This window comes from Paucihalobacter ruber, assembly GCF_006494535.1.
Lineage (GTDB): Bacteria > Bacteroidota > Bacteroidia > Flavobacteriales > Flavobacteriaceae > Paucihalobacter > Paucihalobacter ruber.
In genome coordinates, this window is record NZ_VHIQ01000003.1 from 536,313 (window position 1) to 543,062 (window position 6,750).

Consider the following 6,750-nt stretch of genomic DNA (forward strand, 5'->3'; position numbering starts at 1 on the left):
TATTTAAATTAAAGTTCTTGTTAACATAAATACACCGGCACCAGCCAAAAATCCTATTAAAGCCAGCCATGATATATTTTTAAAATACCAAAAAAAGTCTATTTTTTCCATACCCATGGCAACCACTCCGGCGGCCGATCCAATAATAAGCATACTACCACCTGTGCCGGCTGCATAGGCTATAAAGTGCCACAATTCATTGTCTATTGGTTGTGCAAACATTCCTAAACTTGCCGCTACCAGCGGAACATTGTCTATAACGGCAGAACCAACTCCCAAAAACAACACTACTAAATCTGAAACACCTTCACCATGCAATTCGGTACCCATCATAGGTAAAAATAATTCCAGTGAATTGGCAAAACTATAAAGAATACCAACAGATTCTAAGGCCGCTACAGCCATAAGAATTCCGAAGAAAAATAACACACTAGGCATTTCTACTTTGGATAACGATCTATGAACCGGATTTTCGGGTTTATCTTTATAACTTTTACCTTCCTTAACCTGCGCCATTTTGAAACTGTAATTGGTAAGTAATTCGGCTAAAACCGCAACAACCCCAAGTGATAACATCATACCAACATATGGAGGTAATCCTGTTATCATTTTAAATATTGGCACAAAAACAATGGCACCTAAACCAGAGAATAACATGGTTTTTCTAAAATTATTTACGGGCTCATTCTTCTCATGCTCCATTTCAATCTCTCCCTTAAATGCCGGTAACTTAGATGCAATAAAAGTTGGCAATACCATACAAATAAGTGAAGGTAGAAACAGATATACAAATAAATAGGTAGTAGTTACTTTATCTGCAATCCACAACATGGTAGTAGTTAAATCGCCAACCGGAGACCATGCACCACCTGCATTTGCGGCAATAACAACCAAACCTGCATACCACATTCTCAATTTATCATCTCTAACTATTTTTTGTAAAATAGACAATAAAACAATAGTTGCAGTAAGATTGTCAATAATAGCTGAGAGCATAAAAGCCAAAATTGACATAATCCATAAAACACGCACTTTACTTTTAGCTTTGATAAAGGTTTTCATGGTTGAAAAACCATCAAAGTAATCTATAATTTCCACAATTGTCATGGCTCCTAAAAGGAAAAATAAAATTTCGGCGGTCTTACCCAGATGCCTTAATAAGGTTTTTTCAAGCAACACCTCACGACTTTCGTGATCCAGCCTATCAAAATTATTTAGTAAAGCATGTCGCACCGGATCAAACCAGTTGGTAAAACTATCTAAAAATAAAGCAATAAAGCCCCAGCTTAAACCGAGCATAACTATAGCAGGTATTAACTTGTCGACTTTTAATTGATGTTCTAGAGTTATTGCTAAATACCCTATAACAAATACTGTAATCAATAAAACTTCCATGAGAAAAAATGAGTAGGTGAATTTTGAGGCATTGTGCACATAATATTACACGAGAAAATTAAAATCTTAAAGGTAGAAATGCAGCCAGGTACAGCCATTAAATTTCAATATTAGGCAGTGCAAATATAAAAAAGAAAAAACTATGGAATTGATTTTCAGTGTTATTTTAAAAAATAAATTTTGCCGCTACTATGGTCTATGTTAGCTCCGGTTACACTTTTTAAACAATTTATTTCATCTCTAAATCGAAGTACGCCAAGAAAGGCAAAAATCAAGGCCTCTTTAAAGTCAATAATTTGATTTGATGGTACAACTATTTCATTTAAACTGTAAAAACGTAAACGATCTAATAAAAATTTATTTTTCGTTCCACCACCTGTAACAAGTACTTTTGAATTGATTTTAAAGCTGATTTGTTTTGCTACTTGTACGGCAATGTGTTCAGTAAATGTTCTAAGAATGTCCATTACATCAATTTGATAACCATCAATTAAAGGTAAAACTGAATTATTTACATACTCTATTCCTAAAGATTTTGGAAAGGGTTGGGTATAATATTCAAGGCTATTAAGTTCTTGCAGCAGTGTTTTTTTAACTTTTCCGGCTCTGCTGAGTTCACCATTCATATCGAATTCAAAACCCAATTTATTGGCATAAAAATTCAATACCGTATTTACGGGGCAAATGTCAAATGCCTTTCTTTCACCATTAAACTCGAAAGAAATATTAGAAAATCCGCCAAGATTTAAACAATAATCATATCCAGAAAATAGTAGTCTGTCACCAATTGGTACCAAGGGCGCTCCTTGCCCACCAAGTTTAACATCATTGGTTCTAAAATCGCAGATAACGGTACACTTTAAAAGTTGAGAGAGTTGTTCCAAATTACCAATTTGATATGTCAACCCTTTTTCCGGTTGATGAAGAGCAGTATGACCATGGGAGGCAATGAAGTCAATTCTCGAAATATTAAAGGTAGAAATAAATTGATTTATTACAGAACCCAGATAATTTGTATATCTGGGATCTATTTCGATAATTTTTTCAATAGTATCCTTTGCGAGATTTGTTAATATATTAGTCCATTCTTTAGGATACGGAATCGTTTGAGCGTGAATAATTTCAAACTGCCATTGCTTATTTAATGTGAAATGAACGTAAGCCAAATCTATCCCATCCAGGGATGTTCCGGACATAACACCAATCACAAAATATTCGTTTCTTAACATATTTGTAAAAATATATATTCTTATTGATAATACGTCAACAAAAACTTATCTTTGAGGGCAATTTTTAAAAATTCAATAATTTATTTTTCTATGGAATTTAGCCTTACCGAAGAACACCTCATGATTAGAGATGCTGCCAGAGATTTTGCGCAAACAGAATTGTTTCCTGGTGTAATTGAACGAGATGAAAAACAAGAATTTCCTAAAGAATTAGTTCGAAAAATGGGAGACCTTGGCTTTATGGGCATTATGGTTGACCCCAAATACGGCGGCAGTGGTATGGATACCATTTCGTATGTACTCATAATGGAAGAACTTTCAAAGATTGATGCGTCTGCCTCGGTGATAGTTTCTGTTAACAATTCTTTGGTTTGTTATGGTTTAGAAAAATATGGTACAGAAGCACAGAAAGAAAAATACTTAACTAAATTAGCTACCGGCGAATTTGTTGGAGCTTTTTGTTTAAGTGAACCGGAGGCAGGTAGCGATGCTACTTCACAAAAAACTACAGCCATTGATATGGGCGACCATTATATTGTAAATGGTACTAAAAACTGGATTACAAACGGCGGCAGAAGTGATGTTTATCTGGTAATTGCTCAAACTGACAGAGAAAAAGGTCATCGCGGGATAAATGCGTTTATTGTTGAAAAAGGTATGCCCGGTTTTGACATAGGTCCAAAGGAAAATAAATTAGGCATTAGAGGTAGCGATACTCATACACTTCAATTTAATGATGTAAAGGTTCCAAAAGAAAATAGAATTGGGGAGGATGGATTTGGATTTAAATTTGCCATGAAAACGCTCTCGGGTGGTCGAATTGGTATAGCAGCTCAGGCCTTGGGTATTGCTTCCGGAGCATACGAACTTGCGCTTAAATATTCTAAAGAACGAAAAGCTTTTGGCACAGAGATTTGTAACCATCAGGCCATTGCTTTTAAACTTGCCGATATGGTAACAGAAATTGAAGCTGCCAGAATGCTAGTTATGAAAGCTGCCTGGGATAAAGATCAAGATAATAATTACGATTTTTCGAGTGCAATGGCAAAATTATATGCCTCGAAAGTGGCTATGGAACAAACCGTTGAAGCAGTTCAAATTCACGGTGGTAATGGATTTGTAAAAGAATACCATGTTGAACGATTAATGAGAGATGCCAAAATTACCCAAATTTATGAAGGTACCTCAGAAATTCAAAAAATTGTGATATCTCGTACCGTTTTGAAGGATTAAAAGACACCTTAAGTTTTAACTTTGAAGCGCGTTTAACACCAATCTAAGTTCGGCATAACTGTATTTATCATCCAGTTGATTTTTTAAATCGGAAAGATTTTCGAAACTAAGTGTTGGAATGATTTGCTTTAGTTCGTTGTAATGCGATTCAGACATCAAATCGGTAACTTTAATTTTACCTGAAGGAATGTACGAGGCCAAATGACCAAAAATGGTATTTTCGGTTAATTCTCTAATAACGGCAATTTCTTCAATGGTTTTACCATCTTTAAAAAGCTGAAAAGATAAAGCCTTTGTATCAATTTTTGATTTTTTAACAATTTTCGTCTCAACTTGGTCCATTCCGTTTGGCACAATATCGTGAACTTCGCAGTAAGCTTTGATGACTTCTAAAATAACATCGCCATACTTGTTAACTCTGGTTTTGCCCATACCATGAATTGCGCTCAGTTCTTTTTTGGTTGTGGGCAACAATTCGCACATGGTATATAATGATTTTTGCGTAAAAATTTGATAGTGAATTTGATTGTATTCTTGAGCTAAGTTACTTCTTAAGTCTTTAAGCAATTCTAACAATTTGGTATTTGAAGTGCTCGATAAAGCCGGTTTTCTTTTCTGTTTTGGTTGTTCTTCATTAAGAAAAACGGATTGGGCTTTTAATTTCAGATAATTTTCAGCATTAAATTCATTTTTTAAATTTTTGAAGTAAAATAGTTTAACTCCGATGAGTTCTTCCAATTGATTCAATTGTTTGAGAATATCAGACTCTACCGAACTATTATCTGTAGAAAATTGCAAGGACTCAAATGGTTGACTTATTTTATCTTTAAGTTGATTATTAAAATAACCAACGGCTTTAGCAAATCGCTCTTGAATTAAATGATGTTTTTGTGGTAGTATCTCAGGCGATGTCAAACTTTTTAATTGGGCATTAAAGTTTGAACTGACCTTTAATAATGATGATATTTCGGTTTTCAAATCATTTAAAACAAGGTCCATTTGCCCTTCTATACTATTTCTGTTCTTATAATAAATGTCAAGAAGTCTATTAACAGGTTGAAGAAATGCGTAACAATCAAAAATTTCGGCAATGAGATTAAGTTGGTAATGTATTTGAGATTGTTTTAAAACATCAACATTCGGCTGATTTGATTCTGCAGTATCATTAAATTTCAACACCTGATCGTCTGAAATAATTTGATCGGGATGAATGTTACTTTTTAGAATTAAACCCTCAAGAGATTTACATCGGCTAAGCGCAACATACGTTTGTCCATGCGCAAAAGCATCTTGAGCATCAATAATGGCTTTCTCAAAAGTTAGGCCCTGACTTTTATGTATAGTAATAGCCCAGGCTAAGCGCAAAGGCATTTGTTTAAAACTACCTATTTTATGTTCCTTTATAGCGCTTGTTTCTTTATCTACGGTATAATCGAAATTATCCCAAACTTCCAGCATAGTGACAATGTGAAAATCATCTCCCGGACATTTAACTATTACTTCGTCTTCGCCTAATTCAACGACTTTTCCAATTTTACCGTTGTAATAGCGCTTTTCAGGCGAACTGTCGTTTTTAATAAACATCACCTGAGCTCCCTTCTTTAGCTCAAAAATTGGATTGTTAGGATAGCTATATTCAGGGAATTTTCCGTGTATTTCAGCTTTATATGAAAATGCATTATCAGAAATTTTAGCTAATTCTGAAAGATTAATTTTATCAGCTTTGTAATTATGAGTTGTTAAAGAGACGTAGCCTTCATTTTCAGAAGGTGTAAAATCCTCAATAACCTGCTTATTTATAATATCAATAGAGGTTTGGGAAAGTGAATTGTTTCGTATTTCATTAAGAATATTTATAAACATTGGATTGTCTTGGCGATAAATATGCTTAAGCTCTATAGTTAATGCGTTACATGCCTTGAACGCCATACTATTAAAAAAATAAGCACTTGAATAAAAAACACTTAACAAATTCCACTCATGTTCTTTAATTACAGGCGATAGTTGTTGTAAATCGCCAATCATAAGAACTTGAACACCACCAAACACTTTATCTCTTTTACGGTAACGTCTCAGAACCTGATCAATACCGTCTAATAGGTCGGCTCTTACCATACTTATCTCATCAATGATCAAAAGATCTAACGATTTAATAATATTGATTTTAATTTTACTGAATCTAAAATCCTGAGAAGTATTTAAATCACGATTTGGTAAAATTGGTCCAAATGGTAATTGAAAAAAGGAATGGATTGTAACACCTTTTGCATTAATGGCTGCTACTCCTGTTGGAGCCACCACAACCATGCGTTTAAGACTTTGTTCCCTTAGACTATGTAGAAACGTTGTTTTACCGGTACCGGCTTTACCGGTTAAAAAAACATTTCTGTCTGTATTATTAACAAAGTTCCATGCAAGGTCAAGTTCTTTGTTTTTCATTCTAACTATCAAATGATTAAATAAGTCTCAATATAGATTAGAATTTTTTATTAAACAAATTTCAAATCCTATTACGCAAAATTCTACCAACAAAAAAAGCCATTCAGACTAGCTGAATGGCTTTTCAAAAAAGGCGATGACCTACTCTCCCACAAACGCAGTACCATCGGCGCTAACGGGCTTAACTACTCTGTTCGGAATGGTAAGAGGTGAGCCCCGTTGCAATAATCACCTTAAATCTTTATCCCGCACTTGTTGCGGGATCTAATATCGTGACATATTGAAAAAAATATACTTTACTTAAATAACGTGTGTTGTAAAAAGAATCGCACGCTCTTTGTGAGTTGCCTCACAAAGAGCATACACTACAATAAGCATACGGGTTATTAGTACTACTCGGCTATGACATTACTGCCTTTACACCTGTAGCCTATCAACGTGGTCATCTTCCACG

The 6,750-nt window shown here is 34.4% G+C and carries 4 protein-coding genes and 2 rRNA genes; 1 reads left to right on the forward strand and 5 read right to left on the reverse strand.

Going from position 1 to position 6,750, the window contains the following annotated elements:
• Positions 1-3: 3 nt before the first annotated feature.
• Positions 4-1,395 (reverse strand): sodium:proton antiporter NhaD, encoded by a 1,392-nt coding sequence (gene nhaD, locus FJ651_RS08745; protein ID WP_140990126.1) that lies wholly within the window; start codon positions 1,393-1,395, stop codon positions 4-6.
• A 161-nt stretch (positions 1,396-1,556) separates the two neighbouring features.
• Positions 1,557-2,624, reverse strand: a complete 1,068-nt coding sequence (locus tag FJ651_RS08750) for an anhydro-N-acetylmuramic acid kinase (RefSeq protein WP_140990127.1) — start codon at positions 2,622-2,624, stop codon at positions 1,557-1,559.
• Between the two features lie 90 nt (positions 2,625-2,714).
• Here FJ651_RS08750 and FJ651_RS08755 point away from each other — a divergent pair, with 90 nt between their 5' ends.
• Positions 2,715-3,857, forward strand: a complete 1,143-nt coding sequence (locus FJ651_RS08755; RefSeq protein WP_140990128.1) for an acyl-CoA dehydrogenase — start codon at positions 2,715-2,717, stop codon at positions 3,855-3,857.
• Positions 3,858-3,872: 15 nt separating this feature from the next.
• On the opposite strand, the gene FJ651_RS08760 is transcribed toward FJ651_RS08755, so the two are convergent.
• From FJ651_RS08760 to FJ651_RS08770, 3 genes are all read right to left on the reverse strand, one after another.
• Positions 3,873-6,296, reverse strand: coding sequence for a helix-turn-helix domain-containing protein (locus FJ651_RS08760; RefSeq protein ID WP_140990129.1), 2,424 nt, complete (start codon positions 6,294-6,296; stop codon positions 3,873-3,875).
• Between the two features lie 128 nt (positions 6,297-6,424).
• Positions 6,425-6,532: ribosomal RNA gene (gene rrf, locus FJ651_RS08765) — 5S ribosomal RNA — on the reverse strand.
• Positions 6,533-6,662: 130 nt separating this feature from the next.
• A 23S ribosomal RNA gene (locus tag FJ651_RS08770) occupies positions 6,663-6,750 on the reverse strand; the annotation flags it as partial.